The organism is Bacillus sp. EB106-04-02-XG92, assembly GCF_058791995.1.
Genome location: NZ_JBYTEA010000005.1, coordinates 1 through 26675, shown reverse-complemented (window position 1 = coordinate 26675; position 26675 = coordinate 1). Strand labels below are relative to the sequence as shown.

The window sequence follows — 26675 nt, the reverse complement described above, 5'->3', positions numbered from 1 at the left end:
GAACTTCAATAGTGAACGAGCAATCTAGTAATTATTGACGGAATCAGCCGTTATCTGAACTTGAGCAATCTAGGGAGAAATACGTCTAGGTTGGAACAAGGGTGGAACCACGAAAACACATTCGTCCCTTTCCTAGGGATGAGTGTGTTTTTTTATTATTTTGAAAGGAGGTGCAGTAACATGAAACGATTTGTACGTACGGAAATAACCACCACCTGCATGATTAAAAAGCAGAGCAAGGTGATTGATAGAGATAAATAATAAAATTGTAGGAGGAGATTAGAAGATGAATAACGTTATTAATGTTGGGGTGTTAGGATTAGGTACGGTCGGAAGTGGTGTTGTTCATATTTTGAAAGAACATTATAAAAAAATTGCACTTGATACAGGGTATGAAGTGAAGGTGAAAACAGTCGTTGTACGTGATTTAGAAAAAGAACGTGATGTATGCATTGATGGAATCGTAGTAACAAGTCAAGTCGATGAAGTTCTAAATGATTCAAATATTGATATTGTAGTAGAGGTAATGGGCGGAATTGAAGAAGCGAAGCAGCATATTGTTAAGGCTTTACGAAATAAGAAACATGTCGTAACAGCAAATAAAGATTTAATGGCTGTATACGGTGCAGAACTTCTCCAACTGGCAAACGATAATGATTGTGATTTATGTTATGAGGCAAGTGTAGCGGGCGGTATTCCGGTGTTAAGAGGGTTAACAGACGGATTAGCATCAGATCAAATTGAAAAAATAATGGGAATTGTAAATGGTACAACAAATTACATGTTAACAAAGATGAGTCAAAATGGATGGTCGTATGAAGAAGCTTTACAGGAAGCACAAAAATTAGGTTTCGCAGAATCAGATCCAACAGCGGATGTAGATGGGCTAGATGCAGCGAGAAAGGTAGCGATTCTTGCAAACTTAGGTTTTTCGATGAATGTTTCTTTAGATGATGTGCAAGTAAGAGGGATTCGAAAGGTCGAAAAAGAAGATTTACAAATGGCTGAAAAATTAGGATTTACTATGAAATTAATTGGGAAAGCAGAGAAACAAGGATCAGCCATTCATTTAAGTGTAGAACCGACTCTTTTACCAAGTCATCATCCATTATCGAATGTAAATAATGAATTTAATGCAGTGTATGTTCACGGGCAAGCGGTGGGAGAAGTAATGTTTTACGGACCTGGAGCTGGGAAGTTACCGACTGGCTCTGCTGTAGTAAGTGATATTATTTCAATCGTTAAAAATATGAATCACGTTCAGAAAAATAAAAGTGCGTTAAAAGAGCCAGAGCCGTATGAATTACAGGGAGACGAAGAAGTTGTTTCGAAATATTTCTTACGTATCTCATTACGAGACGAACCTGGGATGTTGCAAAAAATAACAGAATGTTTCGTTAATTATTCTGTAAGTTTAAAAGAAGTTATTCAGTTACCTTTAAATCGTGAACTTGCAGAAGTCGTTGTTGTGACACATCAAACTTCAAAGTATCAATTCGAACGAGTTTTAGGAGCGATAGAAGATGTCGCAAGTGAAATAAACAGTTATTACATTATTGAGGAGGAAAAACAATATGTATAAAGGATTATTAAAACAGTATGCTTCTTATTTACCTGTGAATGAAAATACACCTGATGTGAGCTTAATGGAAGGGAATACACCACTTATCCCGTTATTAAATATATCAAAACAATTAGGAATTCAGTTATACGGTAAATATGAAGGAGCGAATCCGACAGGTTCTTTTAAAGATCGTGGTATGGTAATGGCAGTCGCGAAGGCGAAAGAAGAAGGGTCAGAGGCGATCATTTGTGCATCAACTGGTAATACATCAGCATCGGCCGCAGCATATGCGGCACGCCTTGGAATGAAATGTATTATCGTAATTCCAGAAGGAAAGATTGCTCACGGAAAATTAGCGCAAGCAGTTGCTTACGGAGCTGAAATCATTTCAATAGAAGGGAATTTTGATGATGCACTTAAGGCTGTAAGAAATATTGCTGCGGAAGAGCCAATTACATTAGTAAACTCAGTGAATCCTTATCGAATTGAAGGGCAAAAAACAGCAGCGTTTGAAATTTGTGATCAGTTACAAAGTGCACCAGATGTGTTAGCAATTCCTGTTGGAAATGCCGGAAATATTACAGCGTACTGGAAAGGTTTCTGTGAATATGAGAAGGAAAATGGCTATAAGAAGCCAAGAATTCACGGATTTGAAGCCGAAGGAGCAGCAGCTATTGTAAAAGGACATGTCATTGAAGAACCTGAAACAATTGCAACTGCGATTCGCATCGGTAACCCAGCAAGTTGGTCATATGCAGTAGAGGCTGCTGAGCAGTCTCACGGTGAAATAGATATGGTATCAGATGAAGAAATTTTACATGCGTATAGATTATTAGCAAAATCGGAAGGAGTTTTCGCTGAGCCGGGATCAAATGCTTCATTAGCTGGCGTAATAAAACATGTTCAATCTGGAAAAATCAAAAAAGGAGAAACAGTTGTTGCAGTTTTAACTGGAAATGGCTTGAAAGATCCTGATATCGCAATTTCTTCTAATACATTAGATATTGCAAGTGTTTCAAATGATATAGAACAAATTAAAGAGCATATTAAAGGGGTGATTATGTCGTGATACCATTAAGTATTCGTGTTCCTGCTAGTACAGCGAATGTTGGACCTGGATTTGATTCAGTAGGAATAGCGTTGTCATTGTATTTACATGTAGTAGTAAAAGAGAAAGCTGATAAATGGCAAGTAATCCATTCCTTTGATGATTCAATTCCGACAGATGATAAAAATTTAATCGTTAGTACGGCATGTAAAGTAAGCCCTTCTTTATCACCCCATATAATAGAAGTTACTAGTAATATTCCACTAACAAGAGGGTTAGGAAGTAGTGCATCAGCAATTGTAGCTGGGATAGAGCTTGCGAATCAGCTAGGCAATTTGAATTTAACTACGGATCAAAAAGTGCAAATTGCTACAAATTTTGAAGGACATCCTGATAATGTTGCTGCCTCCATTTTAGGAGGAACTGTAATCGGAGCACTTGATGGGAAGAATGTTTCGGTTGTAAGAATTGAAAGTAAGGAATTAGGTGTAATTTCTCTTATTCCGAATGAAGAGTTAAATACAGATGAAAGCCGGTCTGTATTACCAGATATGTTTCCGTTTCATGAAGCTGTTAAGGCTAGTGCGATAAGTAACGTATTAGTAGCCGCATTTTGTCAAAAGAAATGGGAAGTTGTAGGTGAAATGATGGAAAGAGATCATTTTCACGAGCCATTTCGTTTAGAACTCGTACCGTTATTACCATCTATTCGTAAATGTGCAAAAGAGTTTGGAGCATACGGTACAGCGCTTAGCGGTGCAGGACCATCCATTTTTATATTAACACCGTATGAGAAGCGTCAAGAAATTGCTGAGCAATTAGCGAGAGTATTTACGTCTATGAAAGTGTGTGAGCTAGAAATCGATCATAGAGGAATTACTGTAAATAAAGAAGAACATATAGAACTATAAAAAAGCTAGCATTGCTAGCTTTTTTTGTTGCAAATAGTTTTTCAGTTGGCATATAAAAGAAAAGTAATAATGTATAATTTAGTAAAGCGTGTATTCATTTGGAGGTGATCGTATGAAGCAAGAGTCACCGGAAGAAAAAAGAGAACGTATGCGGCAAAGTGAATTGAAAAATAATTCTACTGGTTCTTTACATGATGGACTTAATAGAGCTGAAACAGGTAGTCCAGTTGATTTGGCAGGTGGTATGAATTGGAAAGGCACAGCGCTAGTAATTTTAGTGCTAGCTTTAGGCTATATTATATACACTTATTTCTTTAGTTAAGAAATAAGTGTATATAATATAGAATGATTTGCTTTTATAAGTAGTGAGTATGAAAAAACACGGTTATTATACTACATATACTTTATGCAAATTATAGTTGTCCATATGTAAAATAGAGCTAGCGTTATGCTAGTTCTATTTTTTTTGCCACATTCCTGTAACAAAGCCTATGTATATTCAGTGGTGGAGGTGCAGAAGATGAAAAAAATGATAGCAATATGTCTTCTTACAACTATGTCATTTTCGACATTAGTTGGGTGTGATGTAAAAGGTAATAATGCTGTACAAGAGTCTAAAATAAAGAAAGCGACGTATAAAGAGTTTACTTACGATGTAAATCCAGAGACTTTCACGTTAACTGTAGAACATGATGGTGTAAAGGAACAGGCGTCACAGCCGTTACCGAAAATGAAGGTATCAAATGTAAAAAAAGACAAGGGGCGTACATCTTGGGAATATCCAGATCAAAAAGTAAAAGTGAATGTAGAAAAGAAAAAAGATCATTTAAATATTGAAGTGGAATCAATTGGTGCAGAAAGCTTCACTTGGCCGAAAGTACAAGCTGAAAATTATACACTTCCGTTATGGGAAGGAAAGCAAATTCCGAGTAATGATGAAAATTGGAAGAAGTTTTTAAAGGATGATGCATATTCATTTGCTGAATCATTTTCTATGAAGTTTTTTGCGTTAAATGGTTCGAAATATTCCATTGTATACATTGCAAACAATATGTTTAATAATGAATTGAAATTTCATTCGGATCCGAAAATAGGATTTGATTTTGTACATGAATTCCCGAGCATAAATAAAAATAAAACATATGGATTTCAAATATATGTGACAAATAATGATGCAGTCAGTATTGCTAAACTGTATAAGAATAATATTGCTGGAAAAGGTGAATTTAAAACATTACAAGAAAAGGCTAGAAAAAATAAAGAGATTGAAAAACTTTATGGTGCGGCTTATTTTTATTTTTGGAATCAAAATGGTTTGTCTGACAGTAACGTAAATTGGCCGAAGATAAGAGAGCAAATAAATAGTCCTGTGTTCAGTCATATAAAAGAGCTTATTCAAAAGAATAGTTCAGAGCCTGGGGAGCTGAATGTATTTGAGCAAGTAAGTAAACAAGATTTCATTGATAAGTACCAAAAAAATGTTATTTTACGTTATATAAATGAAGTATTATCAATGAAGGAATTGTATAAGGAGAATATTTTCCGAAAAGTTGATCAGAACGCTAGGGAGTTATTAAACAAAGGTGTAGATCATTTATCGAAGATGGAGTTATATAACTTAAATAAGCATGTATTAAAATCAGCGCTCGGTGATGCGATTGAAGAAGTAAGTAAGTGGGGGAACGCAGATGGAACGGATATTATAAAGGAAATGAAGGCGGCAGGAATAGACAATGCGTGGATTGGGTTACCGAACTGGGAGCAAGGCTATATGCAGCCTAATTTCGTGACAGAAGCTAAGAAAATGGGATATTTAGTTGGTCCGTACGATTCTTATCATTCTATTCACGAAAAGGCTGATAAAAATTGGAATACAGCTTCTTTTCAGGATCCATCGTTATATGAAGAGGCAACTGTGACAAAGAAAAATGGTGAAAAGGTGCAAGGGTTTTTAGGGAGAGGGCGAAAATTAAATCCAACTTTATCTCTTCCTAGTGTAAAAGAGCGAATGAACGATATATTACAAAATGGGCCTAAGTACAATTCATGGTTTATTGATTGTGATGCAACAGGTGAAATTTATGATGACTATTCGGCTAAACATATAACGACCCAAGAACAAGATTTAAAAGCAAGACTGCAACGAATGGATTATATTGCAAAAGAAAAAGGTATGGTAGTGGGCTCTGAGGGTGGAAATGATTTTGCAAGTAGCACGATTGCGTTTGCTCATGGCATTGAAACGCCTGTAGTTAAATGGGACGATGAAGATATGAGGAAAAACAAAACAAGTCCGTATTATGTGGGTGGATATTGGTCACCGAATCAAAATGTTCCAGAAAAATATGCAAAACAAGTACCGTTAAAAGAAGAATATAAACAAGTGTATTTAAACCCTGTATATTCGGTACCATTATATAAATTAGTATACAATGATTCTGTGATTACAACGCACCACTGGGAATGGGGCAGTTTGAAAGTAAAAGATGAAGTAGGAAACCGTATGCTATACGAATTATTGTATAACGTTCCTCCGTTGTACCATTTAGATGAAGTAGAGTGGAATAAGCATAAGCAAGAAATTACGCACCATCTGAAAGTTTGGAATGAAGTTCATGAAAAGGCAGTAAAAGAAGAAATGACGAACTTTGCCTATTTGTCAGAAGATAAATTAGTACAATCTGCTTCTTATGGAAAAGATATTAAAATTATTGTGAATTTCTCGAATGAAGAAATAGAAATAGACGAGACTAAACTAAAAGCAAAATCCGCTTTCATTTATAATCATGGGAAGAAAACAATGTATACACCGATTGAGAAATAATATGAAATGTATTGTTGCATTACTAATTTTGCTCTTTAATCTTGCTGACTTTTTAGGTGTAAATCGAGCGATTCGAAATAAAAACATTTATAAATCTGTAATTTAGGATATTTTGAAGTGTTAAATATTTGAAGTTGAAAAATAGTGACTTGCCAAAAATAAGCACGAGAGTATAATGTGAAATGGAATACATATTGGGTTTATCATGTAACCTTACAAAAATGTAAGGTGATTGAAAGGAAATTCAATATGAAGATTGCTAGACATACATTATACTAGGGAAAGAGAAAGAGAGGCGATTGAAAATGAGCTCTGAATTAGAACAAAATACGAGAAGCAGTAAAAAACGTTCTAAAAGAAAGTCAATAAAATGGTTCATTTTAATTCCATTTTTCCTACTTATTTTTGGAGGAGTAGGATATGGATCATTAATATATAATAAAGCAAAAGCTGTTGTAAGTGATGCGTATGCACAAATTGATAAATCATCAAAACGAGATAAAGAAGTTGAGCCTTTAAAGGATAACATTTCTATTTTAATTATGGGTGTAGACGGCAGCGAAATGCGTAAAAGCCAATATGGTGAAGCTGTTCGTACAGATGCACTCTTGTTAGCAACAATTAATAAAGATGATAAATCAGTTAAATTAGTAAGTATCCCGCGTGATTCGCGTGTATATATTCCATCTAGAAAAAAGTTAGATAAAATTACACACGCACATGTATTTGGTGGTGTTGAAAGTACACGAGATACAGTGGAAAGATTTTTAAATGTTCCTGTTGATTATTATGTGAAGTTTAACTTTGAATCATTCGTACAAATTGTCGATTCACTTGGTGGTATTGATATTGATGTACCAGTTACTTTCACAGAGCAAGATAGTAAAGACCAAGCAGGTATGATTCATTTAGAAAAAGGCTACCAACATTTAAATGGAGAACAAGCACTTGCACTTGCAAGAACGCGTAAAATTGATAGTGATGCAATGCGTGGACAAAGACAACAACTTGTAATAGAAGCAATTGCTAAAAAAGCGATGTCTGTCCAATCAATTAGCAAAATGGGCTCTTTACTTGATGCAGTTGATAACAATATGAAAACGAACTTAACTTTCGATGATATGCTTGCTATTACAAAAAATATGGCAGGATCTAACTTTGAAATGGAAAAAATGCAAATTGAAGGTACGGATAAACGTATCGGTGGTATTTATTATTACATTCCAAATGAAAAAAATGTGAAAGATATTTCAAAAAAATTAAATGAGCATTTAGGTGTAACACCAAAGCCAGTTGGAAATGAATAATAAAAAAAGATTGGCCTTTGCCAATCTTTTTTTATCGAGATGGATTTGTAACTTTTCTGTAACGATTTTTTATTTTAGAAAACTTATACTTAAATCATTTCAATTTGTATAAACAAAAGGTGCAATTATACGATATACTAGAGGAGACGATTTGGCAATTAACTCCTAATGCTGAAGAGAAGCAAATACAATTCATCAAAACTATAGAACAAATTGAATTGATGGGAAATCGAAATAGGCTAAAGCAAGTTTTCTTGAATATTGTTCAAAATGCCATTAAATATTCACATAAAAATGGTAAAGTATATATTGAAGCGACTAAAAAAGAAGGACAAGCAGTAATAAAGGTGAAAGACGAAGGTATTGGAATTGCTACAGAGCATTTACCATATATAGAACAGTCATTTTACCAGATTAATAACCGTGCTACAGGTGCTGGTCTTGGTTTAGCTATCGTTAAAAAAATGGTAGGGCTTCATGGAGGTACAATTCGTATTATAAGTAAAGAAGGAATAGGAACAACCATTTTGATAAAACTCTCATTATAATACATATAAAGTCTGTTTATATAGTGTAATAAAATAAATAGATGTATAATTATATTGGGTGATTTATATATAAGATTAATAGGGAGAGGAATTCGATAGAATGGAAAAAGCTTTTAAAATTAAACGAGTAGTAGTCGTTTTAATAGCGATTGCAGCAGTAGCTATTGGGTATTTTATGTTTCAATCTATTACTTCACCAGCAAAGGCTGTTGCAAAACAAGAAAACGTAGTACAGCTTGCAAGTGAACAACCGAAAGTAGAAATGAATAAAACGGCACCAAGTCGTTTTAATGGAAAAGAAAGAAAGGTCGCATATCTTACATTTGATGATGGCCCAGGGAAATATACGGCTGAATTGTTAAATATGTTAAAACAGCATGATGCGAAGGCGACGTTCTTTTTAATTGGAGCGAATGTAAAAGAATTTCCGGATTTAGTGAAACGTGAAAATGCAGAGGGTCATTATGTAGGTATGCATAGTATGACACATAATTTTGCAAAGCTATATAAAAATGGCGAGTATGTAAATGAGATGAAAGAAGATCAAAGTTTAATCGCAAATCTTATTGGAAAATCGCCTAAATTAACACGTCCACCATACGGATCAATGCCTGGATTAAATGAAGGTCTTCGAAATAAAGTAGTAGAGGGCGGTTTTAAAGTATGGGATTGGACAATTGATTCATTAGACTGGAAATATAACAAAATGCAAGTTGATGCAGCTGCAGCACAAATTGCTCAAAATGTAATAACAAATGCAACAAAACCACAAGAAGTCATTTTAATGCATGACATTCACCCACAATCAGTTGCTGCTGTGCCAGCAATTTTAAAAGGGTTAAAAGAAAAGGGTTATGAGTTTGAAGCTTATCATGAAGAGAGTCACTTCCCAGTGAATTTCTGGCATGATAACCGTATGTAATGGAGGAATGAACGTTGAAGTATGGAAAAGTAGCAGTAGTTGGAGCACTATCAGTAGGACTATTAACAGGTTGTTTCGGTGAAAAACCAGAAGAAAACCTATTTACAGCTTTTGAAACAGCGGCGACACAAGAAAAATCATTAGTTGATGAAGCGAAGAAATTAGAGAAGTTAGAGAAGGAAGGTCAAGAACTATATTCTCAAATTTTACAAGAAGGTAAAGATCATAATGACGCTGTTATAAAGAAAATAGAGCAAGCTACTGCAAATGTAGATGAACGTGAAAAAGTATTAAAAAATGAGAAAGAAATGCTAGAAAAAGCTCAGAAAGAAACGAAATCTATTCAAGGAAATATAGAGAAGCTTGAAGATAAGAAGTTACAAAAACAAGCGAAAGCAGTAGAAGAGTCGTACAAAAACCGTTATGATGCATTCCAAAAGATGAATGAAAATTATACGAAGGCGTTAGCGACTGAAAAAGAACTGTATGAAAAATTAAAAGTAAAAGAAACGAAATTAAAAGAGATTGGTGAAAAAGTTAAAGCTGTTAATGAATTAACTGTGGAAGCACAAAAATCAAAAGAGCAATTTAACAATTTTACAAAAGGATATAATGACAGTAAATTAGCATTCTACAAAGGTGCAGAGATTAAGATTAAAGATCAGAAATAAAGAAGAATCTTAAGCGTAATAAAAAGCCGGGGAAACATCGTCACAAATGTTTTTTCGGTTTTTTACGTTAAATGAATAGAAAAGACTGGAATTGATATCATAAAAGAGTTATAGTGGATTATTCTAAGGGAAACATTGTAAAGTAAGGAGAATGGAAATATGTCATATGAATTTTTACTCAAATTAGGTTTAGCACTCTTTTTAGGATTATTCATCGGGATAGATAGGCAGCTAAAGAATAAACCACTTGGTGTGAAAACAAGTATGGTTATTTCTGTAGCAAGTTGTTTAATTACGATGGTTTCAATTGAATCCGTACATGTATATTCTGTTCCGGGGCATACAAATATGGATCCAATGCGTTTAGCTGCTCAAATTGTGAGCGGGATTGGTTTTCTTGGGGCAGGTGTTATTTTACGAAGAAGTAATGACGTTATTTCTGGATTAACGACAGCTTCTATGGTGTGGGCTGCTTCAGCTTTAGGTATAGCAATTGGGGCAGGATTTTATTTACAAGCGACTGTTGCTATGATTTTAATTATTTTAGCGATTAATGTACTTCCGCAACTTGTGAAAATTGCAGGTCCGTATTCATTAAGACAAAAGGATTTATCTATAAAAATTACTGTAAAAGAGCATCATGAGCTAGACGGTATATTTAAGCAAATTAAAAATTTAGGAATGCATGTGAAACGCGTAAAAATTAAAGATATAGATAGTGGAGCATTTCAGCAACTGGAGATGGTTATTTTAGCTCCAGAAGATTTGTATACGACGGAGTTATATAGTTCTCTAAAAGAGATTGATCGAGTAGTTTCAGTTGAAGTAGAAAGTAGATAATGTTGATAAAAAAGAGTGAAGTGAATTCACTCTTTTTTTTATTTGGATTTTTAAGGAAATAAATTGATATAATGATGAATAACAAGGGGGAGAAATGATGGAATTACATATTAGAAGAGCGATAAAAGATGATATACCAGGTATAGCAAAAGTACATGCTGATAGCTGGAAAACAACGTATAAAGGGATATTTGCCGACGAAATTTTAAAAAATATAACATATGAGCAACGGGAAAAACAATGGGAAAATATTTTTCAACGAGAAGATAAATACCAATATAGATTTGTAGCAGAGACCGTGGATGGAACAATAATCGGATTCATTGATGGGGGAGTTGAAAGAAGTGGTGCATATAATTGTGATGGAGAATTATATGCGATCTACCTTTTACAAGAGTATCAAGGAATGAAAATAGGACAAAAGTTATTTCAAGCTTTACTATCTGAATGTATAAAAAATGATATGCAATCACTTTTAGTATGGGTTGTTACGAATAATCCTTCTAAAAAATTTTATGAAAAATTTAATCCAGAAAAAATTGATACGAAATTTTTAGAGAGACTAAATATAGAAGAAACAGCGTATTGTTGGAGGGGTATAAATAATATTATTATGTAAACTTTATGTTTAAAAGAGGTATACCAATTAAGGTATACCTCTTTTATTTAACTATTTTAGATAGATTACTAATGAAAAATAGTAAGTATGTAGTTTGAAACTGAGTATTTTTTTCGTGTATTTTTAACTAGATTAAAGAAAAGAGAGAAAACAAGAAAAATTAAATCAGATGAAAAAATTCTGAAATATACTATTGAATTGAATATCGTTATCAATTAGAATCATAATTGATAACGATATTCAATTGTTGTTTATAGTATAAAATTTCGATAGCTTTAATATAAAGAGGAGGACCAATATGCAGCATGCGAAACAAATCGCAGAACATGCAACATTACAAAGTTTTTTAAACTGTTATTTAAGGGAAACAGGGAGTGGAGAATGGATTACAGAGGATGAAAAAATGAAAAGTATCTTCAGTAATACGTTGAATAGAGATATAGTCCCCACATATTTATATTGTCAGCTATCAGCACAAAACGTTACTTTGTATGGAGAAGTTATATATAAATCAGCAACAGATCGCCATTTGTTTGGAGAACAATTTTATTATCAAATTGGAGATAGCAATTCTACTATTAAAGCTGATTACGTGACAGTTATTACATTCTTAATAAAAGAGATGTCTATCAACTACGGAGAAGGGACGAATCCTGCCGAACTTATGCTTCGAGTTATACGTAGTTGTCAAAATATTGAGGGATTTATAAAAGAGAGAATAGAAGATACATCTGCATTATATGGTTTCCATATATCCTTTATAGAAGCGGAGCAATCTTTATTATTTGGACATTTAACGCATCCAACTCCAAAGAGTAGACAAGGTATTTTGGAATGGAAAAGCGCAATGTATTCTCCAGAATTAAAAGGAGAATGTCAGCTTCATTATTTTAGAGCACATAAAAGTATAGTAAATGAAAAATCATTATTAATGGATTCTACAACAGTAATTCTAAAAGAAGAGTTACGTAATGATGAGATGGTTTGTAAAGAATTTATATCGAAGTATTGTAATGAAGATGAATATTCATTACTTCCAATTCATCCGCTTCAGGCAGAATGGCTATTACACCAATCTTACGTACAGGATTGGATAGATCAAGGAGTACTTGAATATATCGGACCTGTCGGTAAGTATTATATGGCAACATCGTCACTTAGGACGTTATATCATCCCAAATCAAAATATATGCTTAAGTTTTCATTTCCAGTAAAAGTAACAAATTCAATGCGTATTAATAAATTGAAGGAATTAGAGAGTGGTATTGAAGGAAAAGAAATGCTAAATACAGCAGTTGGTGAAGTGTTAGAACAGTTTCCAGGTTTTGATTTTATTTGTGACCCAGCATTTATTACATTACATTACGGTGCAAAAGAATCTGGATTTGAAGTAATTATACGGGAGAACCCTTTTTATAGTGAACATGCAAATGACGCTACTTTAATTGCTGGACTAGTGCAAGATGCTATACCTGGAGAACGTACTCGTTTATCGAATATTATTCATCGACTAGCGGGTTTAGAAAATAGAACCTGTGAAGAAGTAAGTTTAGATTGGTTTAGGCGATATATGAATATTTCTTTAAAGCCGATGGTATGGATGTACTTACGTCATGGTGTTGCATTAGAAGCTCATCAGCAAAATAGTGTTGTTCAGCTAAAGGACGGTTACCCAGTAAAATATTATTTCCGTGATAATCAAGGGTTTTATTTCTGTAATTCAATGAAAGAGATGCTTAATAATGAGTTAGCTGGTATTGGAGAACGTACTGGAAATTTATATGACGATTATATTGTAGATGAAAGATTTCGTTACTACTTAATTTTCAATCATATGTTTGGACTCATTAACGGATTTGGTACAGCTGGATTAATTAAGGAGGAAATTCTTCTCTCGGAATTAAGATCTGTACTTGAATCCTTCCTTCCTTATAACCGTGAACCTTCGACCTTTTTAAGAGAATTGTTAGAAGAGGATAAGTTGGCATGTAAAGCAAATTTATTAACGAGATTTTTCGATGTCGACGAGTTAAGTAATCCTTTAGAACAAGCAATTTACGTACAGGTACAGAATCCGCTCGTTAGAGAAGTGGCTGTCCGTTCATAAATAACGTTAAAATTTCACGTAATACAAATAATGGTATTTTTATAAGGTGGAGGGGCTTATGAGAGTGGACATGTATCATACAAAAATATTGAAAGCGCTCGAATCAGAAGATTACATTTCAGTGCGAAGAAGAGTGTTACGTCAATTAGTAGAATCGTTAATTTATGAGGGAATCATTACGCCGGTTCGTATAGAAAGCGAAGAACAAATTCTTTTTCTTATACAAGGACTTAATGAAGACAACGAAAGTGTAACGTACGAATGTTACGGAAGAGATCGAATGACATTTGGACGTATTTCTATAGATTCATTAATAGTGAGAGTTCAAGAGGAAAAACAAGAAATAAAATCAGTTTCGCAATTTTTGGAAGAAGTTTTTCGAGTTGTTAACGTAGAACAAACGAAATTAGATTCTTTTATTCACGAATTAGAACAAACGATATTTAAAGACACGATTGCACAATATGAAAGACACAATAACGTGCAATATACTCAAAAATCATACGATGACTTTGAAAGTCATTTAGTAGATGGTCACCCATATCATCCTAGCTATAAAGCACGCATTGGATTTCAATATCGTGACAATTTTCAATATGGATATGAATTTATGCGGCCAATAAAACTTATATGGATTGCAGCCCATAAGAAATATGCGACAGTAGGTTATGACAATGAAGTGATTTATGACAATATTTTAAAAGGTGAGGTAGACGAGCCTACATTAGAAGTGTATATGGAACGAATTTACAGTACGGGATGTGATCCAAAGCAGTACGTGTTTATACCTGTTCATCCTTGGCAGTGGGAGAATTTTATCATTCCCAATTACGCCGATCATATACAAGATAAAAATATTATTTATTTAGGAAAATCAGCGGACGATTACTGTGCGCAACAATCTATGAGGACGTTAAGAAATATTACGAATCCAAAGAGACCATATGTAAAGTTATCACTGAACATACTTAATACTTCAACACTCCGTACGCTGAAACCATATTCAGTTGCGAGTGCACCAGCTATATCGAATTGGCTAAGTAATATTGTAAGTCGGGATTCTTATTTAAGGGATGAATCGCGTGTAATTTTGTTAAAGGAATTTTCGAGTGTAACGTATGATGCCAATAAGAAAGCTACATATGGTTCATTAGGGTGCATTTGGCGTGAAAGTATTCATAATTATTTAGATGAGCAAGAAGATGCTGTACCTTTTAACGGGTTATATGCAAAAGAGAAGAACGGGACACCGGTTATTGATACATGGTTAAAAAAATATGGGATAGAAAGTTGGCTGCGATTACTTATCCAAAAAGCAATTATTCCAGTTATACATCTTGTTGTAGAACATGGAATCGAGTTAGAATCACACGGACAAAATATGATTTTAGTTCATAAAGAAGGGCTACCTGTCCGTATTGCATTAAAGGATTTCCATGAAGGACTTGAGTTTTATCGTCCATTCTTAAAAGAAATGAATAAATGTCCCGACTTTACTAAAATGCATAAAGCGTATACGAATGGAAAAATGAATGATTTCTTTGAAATGGATCGTATCGAATGTTTACAAGAGATGGTATTGGATGCACTGTTCTTATTTAATGTAGGAGAATTAGCTTTCGTACTTGCGGATGAATATGAGTGGAAAGAAGAAAGTTTTTGGATGATAGTGTTTGAAGAAATTGAAAATCATTTTAGAAAATATCCAAATTTGAAAGATAGATTTGAAAGTATTCAGCTATACACTCCTACATTTTATGCTGAGCAATTAACGAAGCGTCGATTATATATGGATGTGGAATCGCTAGTTCATGAAGTTCCAAATCCATTATATAGAGCAAGAGAACTTAACAAACAAAAATCAGTTGTTACAGGGGGAAATTATGCTAATCGTTAATAAAGAAGAGTATAGCAAAAGTGATTTTGATTTGAGGTTTCAAGCTTATGAGGAAATGGAACAATTTCAAGAAGCAGCAGGAAATATATTTGCGCTTTGTCTGAAAGATCCATTTGATATTATTACGCTTGTGTTTTTCTTAAAAGAAAAGAAATCATCCGTATTACTTATACATGAAGATACGCCAAAAGAAACGGCTATTGAAATGGCAAAGCGTGCCAATTGTGCCGGAATTTTATATGGAGAAAATAGCGATTTTACGAAATTAGAAGTAGTGAACTCTTTACTAGAGGAGCCATCTTTATTGCAATATAGTTCTGGAACTACAGGTGAACCGAAATTGATTCGTAGAGCATGGACGGAAGTTGATACAGAAATTACTGCTTATAATGAGGCTTTAAATTGTGAAGTAGATGAAGTGCCGATTGTTATGGCTCCTGTTTCACATTCATATGGACTTATATGTGGTACGTTATCTGCAATTACGAGGGGAAGCAAACCGATCATTATTACGAATAAAAATCCTAAATTCGCCTTAAATGTCGTTCGTCATACAGAAAAACATATTATATATGCAGTACCACTTATGCTACATATTATGGGGAGTTTCCCGCAAGGAACGTTTCAATTTCATAAAATTATGACATCTGGAGCACCTTTACCAGAAGCATTGTTTTATAAACTAAAAGAAACGACAACATATATGATGCAACAATACGGATGTTCTGAAGCAGGTTGTATTAGTATATGTCATGATATGAAAAGCCATTTAGATTTAGGAAATCCACTACCTCATGCGAGTATAAGCATAGGTTCAGATGAAAATATGCCTGAAGAAATCGTAGTGAAAATGAATGATAAGGAAATTTTCACGAAAGATTTGGGCTATAAATCTGAGCGCGGCCTTCATTTTATGGGGCGCATAGATGATGTGATTAACGTTTCAGGATTAAAAGTCTTTCCTATAGAGGTAGAAGAAACGATGCTTCGATTAGAAGGCGTTCAAGAGGCAATTGTATATCGAGGGAAACATCCTGTGATGGGTGAAATAGTTAAAGCAAAAGTAATCTCTCATATTGAACCAGTTCGAATAAGAGAATGGTGTATACAGCATTTACCAGCTTACAAAGTTCCACATGAGATTGAAAGTGTAACTGAAATTCCGAAAAATAAAACTGGAAAAGTAAGTAGAAAGTTACTAGAGATGGGAGAGGTTACAACGTGAGACGTGAAACATTAAAAAATGAAGTTTTGAAAATTATGACAGAAAAAATGGAACTAAAAAATGTAACGCATTTAGAAGAAACGATGCGTTTAAACCAAGATTTATATATAGATTCGGTAATGATGTTACAACTCATAGTTTACATAGAAATGGATGTAAAGCTATGCGTTCCAGAGGATGAGGTAGATCCAAAGGCATTTTTAACTATAGGATCTTTGCTTGATTTTATGGAGGAATTACAGCCGTTACAGGAAGTGAATGTAAATAACTAACCTTTAGGAAAGTGGATGAGAACATGACTTCAATTAAAGTTCACTGTTTAGTGAGTTGTTTTTGTGAAATTATAAAAAGGCGTAGCGATATAGATTTTCGTCCTTTTTATTTTGGACTATGGGACGGAGATTTTGATATAACTGAAGGTGGCATTATTTCGTATCACTCCGAAAATATTAACCATGATAATTATTTATTATGGTATGAAAAATTGTATGGCATAAAAGTGAACGAATGGTATGATCATGCAAAAGATAAGGATAGCAATGTAGAAACGTTTTTACAATTAGTAGAAAACAAGCCAGAAAATCGTTATGTCATTGTAATGGTTGATATGTCTCTATTACCTGAGAGGGAAAATAAATTCCATCAAAAACCATTTCCACATTATTTAATGATATCAAAGACGGAGATAGAAGAAGAATGGTTCATGCTAGATCCTGATTTTCGCTGGGAAGGGAATATGGAAAGAGAAAAAGTGCTTCACTCTGTTCAAGATAACCCATTTGGCGGAGGGTATTTCATTGATATAGAAGAAATTCAAGAGCCAACAGAAGAAATGGTAGAAAGTTATTTCATAGAAACTTTCAAAAGAAATGAAAATGAACTGACTATGGAACTGAAAAATTTAATTATAAAAATGGCAAATGAAGAAGATGGGTATTTGCTTTCTGGTCTTGTAGCGGCAGTAAAACAAATACCAGTACTTGCAATTCGTAAATATAGTTATGAACATGCCTTTGCATACTTCCGTGAAACGGTGCAATATTCGGAGCAAGAATTTGATTATTGGTGTGATCGGGTAGAAGATATTGTACAAGGATTTACAAATGTACAGTATCGTGCAATTAAAATGTCAATGATGAATAATAAAGGTATGCTATTATCAATTGTTGAAAAGCTGGATGAAATGAATGCAATTGAACTGCAAATAAAGGCTGAATTAGAGAAACAGTTTTTATTATGGAAAGAAATGAAAACAAACGAGTCTGTCTTAGCGTTAAAAAAACCTAACTGAATTTAAGATAAGGGAGTTCGAACCTATGAAATATTCATTATGTACTATTTCTTTTCGTCATCAATTAATTTCATTTACTGATATTGTTCAATTTGCATATGAAAACGGTTTTGAAGGAATTGAATTGTGGGGGACGCATGCACAAAATTTGTATATGCAAGAGTATGAAACGACAGAACGAGAATTGAATTGTTTAAAGAATAAAAACTTGGAAGTTACGATGATAAGTGATTACTTAGACATATCATTATCGTCAGATTTTCAAAAAACAATAGAGAAATGTGAACAACTTGCAATACTAGCTAATTGGTTTAAAACGAACAAAATTCGTACGTTTGCTGGACAAAAAGGTAGCGAAGATTTCTCGGAACAGGAGAGAAAAGAGTATGTGAACCGTATTCGCATCATTTGTGAAGTATTTGCTCAGCATAATATGTATGTACTTTTAGAAACACATCCAAATACGTTAACGGATACGTTGCCTTCTACTTTGGAATTATTAGGAGAAGTAGATCATCCGAGTTTGAAAATAAACCTGGATTTTCTTCATATATGGGAGTCAGGAGCAAATCCAATAGACAGTTTCCATCAACTAAAGCCTTGGATACAACATTATCATTTTAAAAATATATCGTCAGCAGATTATTTACATGTGTTTGAACCTAATAATGTATATGCAGCAGCGGGAAGTCGTATCGGGATGGTGCCATTATTTGAAGGTATCGTAAATTATGATGAGATTATTCAGGAAGTGGGGGGAACTGACCATTTTGCCTCACTCGAATGGTTTGGACATAATGCGAAAGATATATTAAAAGAAGAAATGAAAGTATTAAGAAATAGAAATTTAGAAGTAGTAACTTCTTAATATAAAATGATGTAAGAGTCTCTCATTGTAGAGACTCTTTTTTCAAAATGAAAATTAACCAAAAATTACCATGTATTTAAATTAAAATTTAACACAATTTATATATAAATAAGGAGGTGATTGGTAATGGCTAGAAATCGTAATTCTAATCAATTAGCATCACATGGAGCACAAGCAGCTTTAGATCAAATGAAATATGAAATTGCACAAGAGTTTGGTGTACAACTTGGAGCTGACACTTCTTCACGTGCAAACGGTTCTGTAGGCGGTGAAATTACAAAACGCCTAGTAGCGATGGCAGAACAACAACTTGGTGGCGGATATACTCGCTAATTGTAGAAGGTTATAGGAGAAAGGAAGGATTCTTCCTTTCTTTTTTTTTCAATTAATTGGTATGGATATATTGCGAACTTGATTCAAAGAATAGGAATGATACTATATTTTCCCCAATTTCTTTTGTTGTAAATGGGAAGTAGTAAAGATGTAATAGCCCTGGTGGAATGAAAAATTACGTTCCAGCAGGGCTATTACATGGTAAGAAATATATGATGAAAGGTTCCGAAGTCAACATGTTAAAAAAAGAAAACTGTTGTTTAATTGCGCTTGCATCAGTTCCACTTGTTATGACATTAGGGAATTCAATGCTCATTCCAATCCTGCCGACTATTGAAAAGAAATTACATATTTCATCATTTCAAGTATCCATGATTATTACAATTTACTCTATTGTAGCCATTTTACTAATACCGATTGCTGGTTATTTATCAGATAGATGGGGACGAAAGATGGTAATGGTTCCGAGTTTGCTCATTGCGGCTATAGGAGGCGCGATAACTGGTTGGGTATCTTGGAAAGTTGATAATCCTTACACTTGGATATTGATTGGTAGAGCAATTCAAGGTATTGGTGCTGCTGGTGCAATGCCAGTTGTTATACCATGTGTTGGTGATTTATATAAAGATGAAAAACAAGTCAGTACAGGGTTAGGAATCATCGAAACATCCAATACATTTGGAAAAGTACTGAGCCCTATTTTAGGATCTGCTCTTGCTGCCATTGTATGGTTCTTACCATTTTGGGCGATTCCAGTTTTATGCGTAGTATCAATCGTTTTATTACTTGTTCTAGTAAAGGCGAAGAAACAAGAAGGAGAAGTACCGCCACTTAAAGAGTTTATCAAATCTATTCTCTCTACGTTTCGAGAAAAGGGAAGATGGTTGATTGCCATTTTTGTATTAGGTGCAATTATTATGCTTATTTTATTCGGAATTCTCTTCTATTTGTCGACTATACTGGAATCAAAGTATGACATTCATGGTATATGGAAAGGATGTGTACTTGCTATTCCGTTGCTTGTACTGTCACTTAGCTCATATATGACCGGTAAAAAAATTGGAGATAATCAAAATGTTATGAAGAAGTGTATTTATATTGGTTTTTTAATGGCAGCTGCATCAGTCATCATTCCTTTATTTATAAAAGGGATCTATTTACTACTTCTTTGTCTCGTTATTATGGGGGTAGGAATTGGTATGGCCCTCCCATGTTTAGACGCCCTCATCACACAAGGAATTGAAAAGGAGCAAAGGGGAACGGTTACGTCCTTCTATAGTTCCATGCGATTTATCGGTGTAGCAGCTGGACCACCTTTATATTCTTTTTTCATGAAAGGTGCTGACCATGAAGTGTTTTATGTAACAAGTATATGCGCTGTTATCGGTGCTGTTATAGCGATCATTTGGATTAAACCAGCAAAAGATGCAAAGAACGTAAAACAGAAACCGGAACCTACTTCATAATTTGAAAGAGAATTGCATGATGTTTTCAGTAACATGCAATTCTCTTTCGTTTCTTAAGAATAAATAACTTGTTTTAACATATAAAGCGCGACACCCCATATGATGAGACCAGAAAATTTATTTAATAACACGATTGTTTTTCCGGTTGAGTCCATTCTTTTTAGAAATTTCCCCGCTAAAGCTAAGCAAATAAACCAAATCCAAGAAACAATAATAGTTGCAAGTGTGAAAGACCATTTTTCACTTCCTATGTATTGAATAGAATTTGTTCCAATTACACCGATTGTATCTAAAATTGCATGTGGATTTAATAACGAAACCGATGCGGCGAAAAGAATTTGCTTTTTTAATGGCATACTTTTTTCTTGCTTTACATCGTTGGAAGGGTTACTTCTCCAAATAATAAAGCCCATGTATAGGAGAAAGAAAAATCCAATTATATATAACGAGTTAGTTAGCCAAGAAAAAGTAAGGAGTACAAGGGAGACACCTTGCACCGCAATTAATATAAGTAACGTATCACATATAGAGGCCGTTAATACTACAGGGGCTGCCCTCCAAATGTTTGGTTGGCTCGCACCTTGGTTAAAGACGAAAACATTTTGAACACCTAATGGAATGATAAGACCAAATGCAAGAATGATACCATGAATAATTGCTTCACTCATCATATTACCTCCTATTTTAATTCATTATGATAGTGTATATTGTATAGAATTAAAATTTGTATCCATCCATATGGTTGGGGAGGTTACCAACCAAAAAGAATATAAGGTGATATGATGGAAAGATCTTTTTGGAAACCGAATATGTCTCTAGCGACACCTCTGTATAAACAAATAGAAACGCATATAAAAGAAAGAATCGTTAATGGAGAATGGACTATTGGAACGAAATTACCTTCACAAAGAGATTTGGCACATACATTTGGTGTGAACCGGAGTACAATTGTAATGGCTTTCGATGAGCTAGTGGCAAAGGGATACATTGAAGGGAATGGCAGGAAAGGAACAATTGTTGTAAAGAATAATGAGAATGCTTCTACATACGCACCCCCGCCTAATTGGCAGTCTTATGTAGAAACAGGACTCCATTATCCGAATCTACCTGCTATTCAAGAAATTAATCAAGCTGAATTTTATCCACATGTAATTCGTTTAGGAACAGGTGAACTCGCGCCAAGTCTTTTACCTGAAAAAAAGATGAAAGATATTATGAATAAGCTTTTAAAGTCGAACATGATACTTGGATATGAGGAACCGAAAGGGAATTTTTATTTAAGGAAGAAAATTGCGGACTATTTAAAAGGACATGGTGTATATGTAACTCCTGATTCTATATTAATTGTTTCAGGAGCAATTCAAGCGTTGCAACTTATTTCTATGGGGCTTCTACCAAAAGGGGCATCTATCTTATTGGAAAAACCATCTTATTTATATTCTCTTAATGTTTTTCAATCAGCAGGAATGCGATTAATTGGTATACCGATGGATGAGAACGGTTTACATGCATCATACATTCCAAAATATAAGAAGCAATTTAATGCATCTATTTTATATACAATCCCGTCTTTTCATAATCCGACAAACTTTAGTATGAATGAGAAGAAAAGAATAGAAGTGATGGAAATATGTAATGAAATTGGATTGCCTATTATAGAGGACGCAGTATATCAAGACTTATGGTTTGATGAGCCTGTTTCAAAGCCTTTAAAAGCATATGATAAAAACGGAATTGTACTACATATTGGGAGTATGTCTAAAGTCATTAGTCCAGGATTAAGAATCGGATGGATTGTCGGATCAGAGCCAGTCATTCAAAGATTAGCAGACATAAAAATGCAAACAGATTATGGCTCGAGTTCAATATCCCAGCAAATTGCAGCGGAATGGTTTACAAATGGATTGTATGATGAACATTTACAGTTTGTAAGAACTCAGTTGAAAAAACGTAAAGATTTTATGTTACAGATGTTAGAGAAATATTGCCATGATATAGCAACTTGGTATGAACCGGCAGGTGGTTTTTATATTTGGTTACATATGAATATACCCGTTTCGAACCGTAGCTTATTTGACAAAGCTTTGAAAGAAAAGATTTTATTAAATCCAGGTACTTTGTATGATAGAAGTGCAAATCAATTTTTGCGTCTATCCTATTCATACGCAACGTTAGAAGAAATTGAAATAGGTATTAAAAAACTTGCACAACTAATGAAAAAGTAAGAGGAGAAAGTAATGAAACAATATGTAATTTGCCAAATTATCAATGGAGAAAAATATTTAGCTGCTTATGCGGAGACGAAGGAGGAAGCAATTGAAAAAGCAGAATTGTTAGGATTACGAACGGGAAATCGATACACCGTTATTACTGCAGAGGAAGCAGAAGGGCTAACGTATCCTTAAACAACGTATAATAATGATGCAGAAAGTAAATAAGCCTAGTAATATATTATTACTAGGCTTATTTTTTTTGAAAGCGTTACGTGTTCTCGTATGAAAAGCAATAGTATTATGAGTCAAGTTGACGGAAGTAACGATTTGATTTTCGATCCTGCTTTCCGTTTCTATAGTCATCAATATATTGTCTGAAGTTCCACGATTGTAAAAACTTATTTGCGGCATTATAACCAGAATTGTATAGCCACTCTTTTTCTTCCTTTGTTAAGTCGAAGTTTGTACTAGTAATAGCCCCTGTTGGAATTGTAATTGTTCTTGCTTTTGATTCCTTGTCTAAATGACGTAAATCATGGGCTTGCATCATTGTTTTAAAAAGTCCTTTGAACATGGAGATAGGCTCGTTGTAGTGGGCTGGGTCAGCTTGAATCTCATCTTTTACGAAATGAAGCCCAAAAGTCGGCCAGCGGGGAGAGGTAGGGGAGTCGAAAATCCAAATTGGATAATTGCTTAAAATTCCTCCATCAACCATATAACAAGGCTGCTTCCATTTAGGGGTTCTCCATTTTACGGGCTCAAAGAAGAAGGGGATGGTACTACTCATCCGTACAGCTTTAGCGATAGAGAAGCGATAATTTAAAAATCCGTAGTTTGGTAAGTCATCGGGAAAGATAACCATTTTACCATTACTTATATCAGAAGCGATAATTTTAAGCTTATTTAAATCGGGTAAATCTGTAAATAAGTGAACTCCTTTTTTTCGCAGTAATTCTTCAATCCATTCTTCTATAAAAATATTAGAGTAAATACCAAGAGTAGTCCATGCGCTTAATCCTTTTCCGATAAATGGGATTCTGTCAATAAAGGTTTTCTTCGTAAATTTATTATAATCAATGTCAGTTATAATTGTTTTTAACTCTGAGCAAGAATATCCTGCTGCTAGGAGCGCGGCGATAATGGAACCAGCTGATGTTCCAGCTACACGCTCCCATTCATAGCCTTTTTCAGCTAACGCGCAAATTGCCCCTACATGCGCAATTCCGCGTACACCGCCTCCTTCAAAAACACCATCAATCTTCATTCATCATACTTCCTTTCACATAAAATATTTGAAAATGGCAAAAAAGCACGTATTGTACGTGCTTTTTTACAATAGTTTTTAAATTTACTAGCAGCCTACAAAGCCGCCCCAACAGCTAGCTCCGATGATGATTAGAAGAATAAATAAAACAATTAATAAAGCGAAACCTCCATAACCACAACCGCCGCCGCCACCGTATCCGTAACCACAGCAACTATATCCGTAACCCATGTGGAATTCCTCCTTATATTAAAAATAAAAATGAACGAAGGGAAAATGTACTGGAAGAAATAATGAACTATCTTGTTTGTAGGAACAATGTATACTATGCTTTTTTAAACTTGTTCGCGTATGAAGGAAGAGCCCGTTTTTTTGGAGGCTTGTTGTTTTTATAAAGAATGGAGTATAATTTTTGTGCGATGATACAAATAAGTATGTAAATGTAAGGAGAATGTATGAATAAACAAATTGAAGTATTAATTGATAAATATGGGCTCACACATTTAAAAGAGGAACTGATGAATACTGTATTTCCTTGTATAAAAGTTGTGCCAAAGCAGGAGGAAACAGTAGCGATAGGTAGTTCGAAAATGGGAGGGGTTCCTGACTTACCAGCTACATTTGAATACCCAACGCATAAAGGAAATCCGTTACAGTTTATCGCTCAATTTAATTTAAATGATTTACAAAATGTTGGTATAGATCATGATCTTCCTAAGATGGGGATGCTATATTTCTTTAGTATTGAAAATTACTTTGAAGAAGATGTGAACCCAACTGAAGCGGGGCGTGTGCTTTATTATGATGTTCCTGTAGAGCAATTACGAAGAGCAGATGAATTGCAAACGAATTATAACCAGTGTGCCACTACTTTTGAACGGACATATAAATTGCCAGAGCTTTTCATTGAAGATGAGGCGGATTCAGATCGATTCTTACAATTACTTGAAGAGCTAATTCCAGACAACTACGATAACCATCAAATGTTTGGTGAGCCATTTTCTGTACAAGATGAGGTATTGTATGAGACTGGACAATATATGGAAATAGACCCGCAACAAATGACGCTTTTATTTCAAATTGATTCAGATACTAAAAATTGTAATATGATGTGGGGAGATTTAGGGATGCTTTATTTCTGCATTGGAAATGAAGACTTGAAAAATCGACGTTTTGAAAATGCATGTTGTGTATTACAAACTTGTTAAGGAAGAAGGTTGTTCTTATAAAAAGAACAGCCTTTTTACAATGTTAAATATGCATAATCTCATATGACCTATACGAAAAAGTATTGTATACTCTGAAACTATACGATACTTTTTCGTATAGTTATAGAATGTAAGGAGTGACATGATGGGAAAGACAAGTAAGTATGTGACAGTTGCCGCACTTTGTTCAACGATAGTAATGGGAGGCTTACAGGCTTCATCTGTATCTTATGCAGCTACGAATTCAACTGTAGCGACATCACAATCAGATGCAAAGTTGTTAAATGATTTTAGAAAAGAATTAAAAAAACAGGTTGATAATCGAGAAGAAAATATTACAATCACATATAAAACGAAAGATAGAAATGCTAGAAATGTGATGGATCAATTGTATGGCGAGTTTAATAAAATTGTAGATGCAGATGAGTATGTAAAATATAATGTAGCGTCTACTAGATATTCTATTAAAGGGTTGCCAGGAAACTATACGTTTACACTGCAAGTTAAGTACCGTGAATCAAAAGAGCAAACACAATATGTAAAATCTCAGGCAAAAGCAATTATCGGTTCAATTGTAAAACCAGGAATGGATGAGCATGAGAAAGTAAAAGCTATTCATGATTACGTTGTAAAACATGTATCGTATGATACGTCTTATGGAGCGTATACAGCATATGAAGCGTTAGCGAATCGTTCTGCCGTTTGCCAAGGATATACGTTATTAACATATGAATTACTAAAAGAAGCGGGTATTCAAAACCATATTGTAACAGGTACAGGAAATGGACAAGCTCACGCATGGAATTTAGTGAACATTGAAAACAAATGGTACCACCTTGATACTACATTCGATGATCCAGTACCAGATAAAGCTGGACGTGTAACATATTCATATTTTAATATGTCTGACGAGCAATTAAGTAAAGATCACGAATGGGATCGTAGTAAATATCCAGCGGCAACTACAAGTTATTTTGGTGAATTAACAAACAAAATAAAAGCGGGTAGTTCAAAGACTGCTGCGTATGAACAAATGTTAAAAGAAACAAATTTAAAATATATGTCTACACAATACGGAGCAGAGAATTATAGTGAGTTTAAGAAGAAATTACAGCAACAATTCGCTTCTAAGCCAGAGAAGGTAGAAGTACGATATAAGCAATCCATGGATGGAACAATGCAAGATATAAAGAAAGTATTAAATGAAATAAATTGGCCAAAAGGTGCAAAGCGTGTATCTTATGAAGTAGCACCTTATAGTGCGATGGCAGATTATTCATTAGCGACAATTACATTTACGTATTAAGTAATGAAAAAGAGCATCTGTAAATGAACTGCACCCCAATTGTTAGACACAGTCTAACAATTGGAGGTGCAGTTTTTCTATGGCTAAATTTACAGCTGATGAAAAAATACAAATCGTTCTACGTTATTTGAACGGGAATGAAAGTTATCGAGAAATGGGTAGATCGCTCGGTATAAGTGACACAATCATTTTGAATTGGGTAAACCAATATAGACAGAATGGTCTGGAAGCTTTTCTAAAACG

The 26675-nt window shown here is 34.2% G+C and carries 26 protein-coding genes and 1 pseudogene; 24 read left to right on the top strand and 3 right to left on the bottom strand.

Annotated elements, in window-relative coordinates:
• Positions 1-286 precede the first annotated feature (286 nt).
• The 19 genes and pseudogenes from AC3WVA_RS14000 to bcbE all read left to right on the top strand — a co-directional run bounded on the left by AC3WVA_RS14000 (position 287) and on the right by bcbE (position 20441).
• Entirely contained in the window at positions 287-1582 is a 1296-nt protein-coding gene (locus AC3WVA_RS14000) for a homoserine dehydrogenase (protein ID WP_492322004.1), read from the top strand.
• On the top strand, positions 1575-2633 hold the full coding sequence (gene thrC, locus AC3WVA_RS13995) for a threonine synthase (protein ID WP_098345646.1): 1059 nt from the start codon (positions 1575-1577) through the stop codon (positions 2631-2633). Before AC3WVA_RS14000 ends, thrC begins: the two co-directional genes overlap by 8 nt.
• Complete coding sequence (gene thrB, locus AC3WVA_RS13990) at positions 2630-3523, top strand: homoserine kinase (protein WP_048527370.1); 894 nt, start codon at positions 2630-2632, stop codon at positions 3521-3523. Before thrC ends, thrB begins: the two co-directional genes overlap by 4 nt.
• A gap of 112 nt (positions 3524-3635) precedes the next feature.
• On the top strand, positions 3636-3845 hold the full coding sequence (locus AC3WVA_RS13985) for a DUF6366 family protein (RefSeq protein ID WP_195756164.1): 210 nt from the start codon (positions 3636-3638) through the stop codon (positions 3843-3845).
• Positions 3846-4043: 198 nt separating this feature from the next.
• Positions 4044-6347: a glycoside hydrolase gene (locus AC3WVA_RS13980; RefSeq protein WP_098347546.1), complete on the top strand. Its 2304-nt coding sequence runs from the start codon at positions 4044-4046 to the stop codon at positions 6345-6347.
• Positions 6348-6652: 305 nt separating this feature from the next.
• Entirely contained in the window at positions 6653-7654 is a 1002-nt protein-coding gene (locus tag AC3WVA_RS13975) for an LCP family protein (protein WP_098881448.1), read from the top strand.
• An 83-nt stretch (positions 7655-7737) separates the two neighbouring features.
• Positions 7738-8202, top strand: a pseudogene (locus tag AC3WVA_RS13970) (sensor histidine kinase); the annotation flags it as partial.
• 100 nt (positions 8203-8302) lie between these two features.
• Positions 8303-9124, top strand: coding sequence for a peptidoglycan-N-acetylglucosamine deacetylase (locus tag AC3WVA_RS13965; protein WP_048527374.1), 822 nt, complete (start codon positions 8303-8305; stop codon positions 9122-9124).
• 14 nt (positions 9125-9138) lie between these two features.
• The gene (locus AC3WVA_RS13960) at positions 9139-9795 is read left to right on the top strand and encodes a YkyA family protein (protein WP_492322003.1); all 657 of its coding nucleotides are present in this window, start codon (positions 9139-9141) and stop codon (positions 9793-9795) included.
• A gap of 159 nt (positions 9796-9954) precedes the next feature.
• On the top strand, positions 9955-10635 hold the full coding sequence (locus AC3WVA_RS13955; protein WP_000119508.1) for an MgtC/SapB family protein: 681 nt from the start codon (positions 9955-9957) through the stop codon (positions 10633-10635).
• 97 nt (positions 10636-10732) lie between these two features.
• A complete protein-coding gene (locus AC3WVA_RS13950; RefSeq protein ID WP_142342058.1) occupies positions 10733-11254 on the top strand; it encodes a GNAT family N-acetyltransferase in 522 nt (173 codons plus the stop codon).
• Positions 11255-11552: 298 nt separating this feature from the next.
• The gene (locus AC3WVA_RS13945) at positions 11553-13361 is read left to right on the top strand and encodes an IucA/IucC family protein (protein WP_098347542.1); all 1809 of its coding nucleotides are present in this window, start codon (positions 11553-11555) and stop codon (positions 13359-13361) included.
• 58 nt (positions 13362-13419) lie between these two features.
• Positions 13420-15258: an IucA/IucC family protein gene (locus AC3WVA_RS13940; protein ID WP_492322002.1), complete on the top strand. Its 1839-nt coding sequence runs from the start codon at positions 13420-13422 to the stop codon at positions 15256-15258.
• The gene (asbC, locus tag AC3WVA_RS13935) at positions 15245-16483 is read left to right on the top strand and encodes a 3,4-dihydroxybenzoic acid-AMP ligase AsbC (protein ID WP_098881451.1); all 1239 of its coding nucleotides are present in this window, start codon (positions 15245-15247) and stop codon (positions 16481-16483) included. The genes AC3WVA_RS13940 and asbC overlap by 14 nt, the downstream gene beginning before the upstream one ends.
• The gene (gene asbD / locus AC3WVA_RS13930; RefSeq protein ID WP_048527380.1) at positions 16480-16755 is read left to right on the top strand and encodes a petrobactin biosynthesis protein AsbD; all 276 of its coding nucleotides are present in this window, start codon (positions 16480-16482) and stop codon (positions 16753-16755) included. Before asbC ends, asbD begins: the two co-directional genes overlap by 4 nt.
• A gap of 23 nt (positions 16756-16778) precedes the next feature.
• The gene (gene asbE / locus AC3WVA_RS13925) at positions 16779-17774 is read left to right on the top strand and encodes a petrobactin biosynthesis protein AsbE (protein WP_142342059.1); all 996 of its coding nucleotides are present in this window, start codon (positions 16779-16781) and stop codon (positions 17772-17774) included.
• A 25-nt stretch (positions 17775-17799) separates the two neighbouring features.
• Positions 17800-18642 (top strand): sugar phosphate isomerase/epimerase family protein, encoded by an 843-nt coding sequence (locus tag AC3WVA_RS13920; RefSeq protein ID WP_048527382.1) that lies wholly within the window; start codon positions 17800-17802, stop codon positions 18640-18642.
• A 126-nt stretch (positions 18643-18768) separates the two neighbouring features.
• On the top strand, positions 18769-18975 hold the full coding sequence (locus AC3WVA_RS13915; RefSeq protein WP_000113545.1) for an alpha/beta-type small acid-soluble spore protein: 207 nt from the start codon (positions 18769-18771) through the stop codon (positions 18973-18975).
• A gap of 236 nt (positions 18976-19211) precedes the next feature.
• Positions 19212-20441 (top strand): bacillibactin exporter BcbE, encoded by a 1230-nt coding sequence (bcbE, locus tag AC3WVA_RS13910; RefSeq protein ID WP_492322027.1) that lies wholly within the window; start codon positions 19212-19214, stop codon positions 20439-20441.
• Between the two features lie 53 nt (positions 20442-20494).
• Here bcbE and AC3WVA_RS13905 read toward each other — a convergent pair whose 3' ends face one another.
• Positions 20495-21109, bottom strand: a complete 615-nt coding sequence (locus AC3WVA_RS13905) for a LysE/ArgO family amino acid transporter (protein ID WP_098347539.1) — start codon at positions 21107-21109, stop codon at positions 20495-20497.
• Positions 21110-21223: 114 nt separating this feature from the next.
• Between AC3WVA_RS13905 and AC3WVA_RS13900 the strand changes: the two genes are divergently transcribed.
• Entirely contained in the window at positions 21224-22666 is a 1443-nt protein-coding gene (locus AC3WVA_RS13900) for an aminotransferase-like domain-containing protein (protein WP_098347538.1), read from the top strand.
• Between the two features lie 12 nt (positions 22667-22678).
• Positions 22679-22846, top strand: a complete 168-nt coding sequence (locus AC3WVA_RS13895; protein ID WP_000816377.1) for a DUF3933 family protein — start codon at positions 22679-22681, stop codon at positions 22844-22846.
• A gap of 106 nt (positions 22847-22952) precedes the next feature.
• Here AC3WVA_RS13895 and AC3WVA_RS13890 read toward each other — a convergent pair whose 3' ends face one another.
• Both AC3WVA_RS13890 and AC3WVA_RS13885 read right to left on the bottom strand, forming a co-directional pair.
• A complete protein-coding gene (locus tag AC3WVA_RS13890; protein ID WP_098520169.1) occupies positions 22953-23918 on the bottom strand; it encodes a patatin-like phospholipase family protein in 966 nt (321 codons plus the stop codon).
• An 87-nt stretch (positions 23919-24005) separates the two neighbouring features.
• The gene (locus tag AC3WVA_RS13885) at positions 24006-24149 is read right to left on the bottom strand and encodes a YjcZ family sporulation protein (protein WP_000540420.1); all 144 of its coding nucleotides are present in this window, start codon (positions 24147-24149) and stop codon (positions 24006-24008) included.
• A 224-nt stretch (positions 24150-24373) separates the two neighbouring features.
• Here AC3WVA_RS13885 and AC3WVA_RS13880 point away from each other — a divergent pair, with 224 nt between their 5' ends.
• The 3 genes from AC3WVA_RS13880 to AC3WVA_RS13870 all read left to right on the top strand — a co-directional run.
• Positions 24374-25126: a YwqG family protein gene (locus AC3WVA_RS13880; RefSeq protein ID WP_098347536.1), complete on the top strand. Its 753-nt coding sequence runs from the start codon at positions 24374-24376 to the stop codon at positions 25124-25126.
• Between the two features lie 145 nt (positions 25127-25271).
• A complete protein-coding gene (locus tag AC3WVA_RS13875) occupies positions 25272-26432 on the top strand; it encodes a transglutaminase domain-containing protein (protein WP_098520168.1) in 1161 nt (386 codons plus the stop codon).
• Between the two features lie 79 nt (positions 26433-26511).
• On the top strand, positions 26512-26675 hold a 164-nt coding region (locus tag AC3WVA_RS13870), incomplete at its 3' end, for a transposase (protein WP_492322026.1).